We start from the raw sequence: 1,821 nt of genomic DNA, 5'->3' as shown, positions 1-1,821 counted from the left end.
GAGATCGGCACTTTCACCGGAGTGAAGGTTATGGGGACTGGAGCTACCCATGATGTCCGGAATGCTCAGGGTCTTGTAGCTGACCTGCTTGCTGCTCACCAGCGCCGCGCTGATGCTGGAAGGCACAGTGAGGTCCACCGACAGCTTCGCCACGACGGTATTGCTGTTGCCAGCCTGGTCCGTCAGGGTGATTGAGGCGCTGCGGTCCCCTGCGCTGGGGGTCGCATTCTGGAACCGGATGGCCTTGAGGATGGCCAGTGCCTCCAGCCCGCTCAGGGCGGCCCCTGACGTCTTGCTGATGGTCAGGCGATGGCTGCTGCCTTCATAGCCGTAAGTCAGCCCGGCCACCCCGCCCACCGTCTTGCCGGTCACGGCGGGCAGGCTGGCATCGAGCGCCAGCGGCACATCCAGCAGCAGCTTGTCATGCTGCAGGTTCAGCTGCGGACCGTCCATCCTGATGGCGATGCTGCTGATGTCGCTGGTGGGCCAGACCACGATGTCGTGCGCGAACAAGCCTTCTCCGGCCACGGCCTTGGCACCGTTGAGCGTCTTGAAGGAACTGGTCTGTACATCGACCTGGCTGGTATCGACATCCAGCACCGGGGCGTGGGTATCGAACCGAATGCCGGCGCTCGACGGATTGCCCGTCTCGCCGCTGGCGGAAACCAGGCTGATCTGTGCGGTACGCAGTCCGTCATGCGTGCTGTTGCCGGCCAGCTTGATGGCTTGCACCATCGACTGTACTTCGCTGCCGCTCCAGTTGCCGTTGTCGCCCTTGCGCAGCGTCAGCGTGCGGCTGGTTCTGTCGTAACCGTAGCTCAGGCCGGTGTCACCACCGACGGTCTTGCCGCCAGCGGTGGCCAGGTCGGCGTTGAGGGCCAGTGGCGCATCAAGCAGCAAGCGGTCGTTGTCCGGATCCAGTCCCGCGCCGCCCAGCACGACCTTGATCGCCGCCACCTGGGTCGAGGATGGCGCGGCCACGCTGTCGTCGAAGGCCACGCCGGCTGCCAGTTGTGCAGCATCGGTGAGGTTGAGGCTGGAACTGATCTGCAATCCGGCGGTACCCGGATCCAGATCCAGCATCAGCACATCGCTGCCTACTGAGAGTATGGCTTGCATGCTGGGGCCGACCAGCCCGGCATCGTCACGCAGATTGAGGGTGATGACGCGGTTGCCGGCCGTGGGCGTCAGGTTCTGCAGCTTGATGCTCTCCACGATGGCTTCAATCTCGGTGCCGCTGAAGGTGCCGCCCTTGGACTTCGTGATGTTGAGGGTGCGCGTTGCCGTGGTGTAGACGTAGCTGACATCGGCCACGCCGCCCACGGTCTTGCCGCTGACCGGTGCCAGGTTGGCGTCCAGCGCGACCAGGGCATCCAGCAACAGGCGATCATTGGCAAGGTCCAGACCGGTGCCGCTGAAGACCACGTCGATGGCCGAGGCGGTGGCCTTGGCCGGGGGCACCACATTCGCCGCGAAAGGCGTGCCCGCACGCAACTCGCTGGCCGAACTCAGGCGCTGCGCACTGGCCTGGATGCCCACGCTGATGGCATCCATGTCCAGCACCGGCGGCGTGGCCGTATCGACCATGACACTCAGGCTGCCCTTGGGGCTGACGTTGCCAGCTACGTCGGTCTGCTCGGCCGTATAGCCCCAGGCAATGTCGCGGGTACCGTTGGCGCTGACAACGCTCACGCCGGACAGCGCGACCTCGTTGTCGCTGTCGTCACCGTTTTGCAGCATTTCGGCCAGCAGCAGGGACGCGCTGGTATCGAGTGCGGTCCACGCCGCGACCTTTTCCGGCTGCCCTGCAGGAAGTCCGCC

Annotated in this window: 1 pseudogene; it reads right to left on the bottom strand. The window is 65.0% G+C overall.

Annotation, left to right across the window (positions count from 1 at the left end):
• Positions 1-1,821, bottom strand: a pseudogene (locus B3873_RS22765) (cell wall anchor protein); the annotation flags it as partial.

This window comes from Herbaspirillum sp. UBA812 (assembly GCF_002296545.1).
Taxonomy (GTDB): Bacteria; Pseudomonadota; Gammaproteobacteria; order Burkholderiales; family Burkholderiaceae_D; genus Herbaspirillum; species Herbaspirillum huttiense.
This window is presented reverse-complemented; position numbering and strand designations above follow the sequence as displayed.